This window comes from Mangrovimonas xylaniphaga, from assembly GCF_001280435.1.
Classification (GTDB): domain Bacteria; phylum Bacteroidota; class Bacteroidia; order Flavobacteriales; family Flavobacteriaceae; genus Mangrovimonas_A; species Mangrovimonas_A xylaniphaga.
In genome coordinates, this window is sequence record NZ_LBIP01000039.1 from 1 (window position 1) to 1286 (window position 1286).

Consider the following 1286-nt stretch of genomic DNA (forward strand, 5'->3'; position numbering starts at 1 on the left):
GTATTCTCATTAACGGCCGTCAATTCTACTTTTATTTGGTTAGTTATTTGAGCAAATATTTTTTCACCTTCATTAAAAATGGTTAAATAGAATTCAGGTCCAAGTTCATATTTACCAAGGTATTTTTCAAGTAATGTGGTATCTATAATTACTGTAGGTTGAAACCTGTTGTATTTTTTGAGAACTTCAATTGTAGCATTGTGAGGTAAGCGATAACTGATGTTCCCATTAATGCCTTCCATTGTTTCGGCAGCTACCATGGCATTTATTATTGCTTCTTCAACTCCTTGCACTGTGGCTTCAAATAACGGGTTAATCATATCATTGGCAAGACTTACTATAGATGAATTTTCCTTGTGATTAAACGCATTTTCATTAGCTGTAGAAAAGGCCAAAAAAATGTCACCAGAACCATTGGTTCCGCGCCCGCCTACATTTCCAATTCCTAAAGGAATCCGTTGTGCTATGCGCTTTAATTGATGTGGTAATAAAGGAGCATCTGTGGCTACTATTACAATAATAGAACCATCACCCTCTTTTCTGTTAGATAGTGGAGCACCTTTTAAGATTTCACTTTTTACATTCAAGAGTTCCATGCCAACAGGAACACCAGCTATTGTTAGATTCTTTTTTGCGCCAAAATTGGATTGGACAAGAACTCCAACGGTGTAAGTAGAATCATTAATATGTATAACTCTTGAAGAGGTTCCAGTTCCGCCTTTAAAGCCTAAACACATCATTCCAGTTCCACCACCTACATTTCCTTCTGCTATCTTTCCACTTGATGAATTTTCTATTGCTTCTAGAACATGTTTCTCCTTGACGTGAAAACCATAGATGTCATTTAAAAATCCATCATAAGTTTCTGCAACAACTGGGTAGGTATACCACCATTCTTCCCCGTTATACCAATCTGTATCTACATAATATTTTAATACGGCTTGTCGTACAGCACCAACACTATTTGTATTGGTGATCATAATTGGAGTTTCTAAAAAACCGGACTCCGTTACCCATGTTGTTCCGGTCATTTCTCCATTTCCGTTCAGGCTATACCAATTGGCATATACAGGACTGAATTTTTTTGCTTTTCCTCTTGGAAAAATCGCTGTGACTCCCGTTCTAATGGGGCCTTTTCCAATAATGTTCTTTCCATTTCCTTCAATAATTGTACTATAGCCAACTTCAACGCCTTTTACATCTGTGATAGCATTGAATTTACCTGTTATTCCTACAAAAGGAATTCCTAAATCTCTTGCTCTAGGATTTTGTCCGTAGGATTGGAA

At 36.9% G+C, this 1286-nt stretch carries 1 protein-coding gene; it reads right to left on the bottom strand.

Annotation, left to right across the window (positions count from 1 at the left end; translation table 11 throughout):
• The coding region (locus tag ZA06_RS16665; protein WP_157503336.1) for a DmpA family aminopeptidase at positions 1 to 1286 on the bottom strand (1286 nt) is incomplete at both ends.